This window comes from Enterococcus villorum (genome assembly GCF_007990225.1).
GTDB classification, from domain to species: domain Bacteria; phylum Bacillota; class Bacilli; order Lactobacillales; family Enterococcaceae; genus Enterococcus_B; species Enterococcus_B villorum.
The window spans coordinates 1-1,156 of the sequence record NZ_BJWF01000090.1 but is presented as its reverse complement, the minus strand read 5'-3'; the positions used below and the strand labels follow the sequence as shown (position 1 = coordinate 1,156).

At 29.8% G+C, this 1,156-nt stretch carries 2 protein-coding genes and 1 pseudogene; 1 reads left to right on the top strand and 2 read right to left on the bottom strand.

The features are described from left to right. Positions 1–82: linear amide C-N hydrolase (locus EVI01_RS14310; protein WP_371859426.1), on the bottom strand; the 82-nt coding region annotated here is incomplete at its 3' end. Between the two features lie 162 nt (positions 83–244). Between EVI01_RS14310 and EVI01_RS13425 the strand changes: the two genes are divergently transcribed. Beyond that, positions 245–502, top strand: a complete 258-nt coding sequence (locus tag EVI01_RS13425) for a hypothetical protein (RefSeq protein ID WP_010751827.1) — start codon at positions 245–247, stop codon at positions 500–502. A gap of 512 nt (positions 503–1,014) precedes the next feature. Here EVI01_RS13425 and EVI01_RS14205 read toward each other — a convergent pair. Beyond that, positions 1,015–1,156: pseudogene (locus tag EVI01_RS14205) on the bottom strand (N-acetylmuramoyl-L-alanine amidase); the annotation flags it as partial.

The following is a 1,156-nucleotide window of genomic DNA, read 5'->3' as shown; positions in this document are numbered from 1 at the left end:
CTACTTCATTGTAAGATATTTCATAATCAAAATTTCTTCCAAAATAATGATCACTTGTTACATAAGTAATAGACGTACACATAAATTATTCCTCCTAAATAATAGTTTATCCTAGTTCATACTATTCCTTATACTTTCATATATCAAGCAAAAAGGGCATCATGCACAAAGAAATGTTTTTATTTGTATAAACTATACTAAAGTTCTATACTTAAATTATCAAATAAAGAGGACGTGAAGACAAATGGCAAATTTAGAACACAAAGAAGAAAAAGCTTTAGAAAAAATTGTTACTACAGTCAATAAACTGGATAAAAAATTAAACGAATTGGATACATTATCTGAAAATCCAGAAAAAAAACACAGCTTAGAAAAATGGTTGATCGAACGTAAGGCTATTCACGAAATCAAAAAAATCCTTCATGAAGCTGATAAATACGAAAAATATGATGAAAAAGAACTGGATAAAGAATTTAAAGAAATTAATGACTTATTACTCTGATATATTTAAACAACTCATTTTGAGTCGTTTCAGACTGTAGACAAAGTACTGAATTTTAGTGCTTTGTCTACAGTCTGAAATAAGAAGCTTTTCTTTACGAAGAAAAGCTTCTTGTTTTATCTTTATCCTATAAAACTCGAACTTACGACCGGACGGTTACGAGCCGTCTGCTCTGACCAACTAAGCTAAGGGTACAGAAAGTTGTCGCGACAAGGTCAAAGGACTATCATAATTTTATTATTATACATGACAACAATCCTGTTATCACATAAACTTAAATTAGTATTAGGTTATGAGAGATAATATTTTCATGCAATAACATTCTTGTTTTATCGAATGATTTTTATAGTTGTCAATAACTTATGTGATTTTCCTCCTGTAAAAGACTGTCTTTTTTTAATCATAAAAATTTTAAGAATACCTGAATTGCAATCCTAACTACATTCCTTATTTATATTCCAATTATATATTATGTACTTACTCCTCAACGAGGAGCTTTTGTTTATATTTGTTTATAAAGACAAATAGATATCCTTCATCCGCACATCATTGACTGCACCTTCACCGTTTGCTTGATTACAACGACGGAAAATGACATCGATTTTCGTGCCTTTTTTCACCCAGCTTAGATCAATAGTGACATCCATTCCTAGA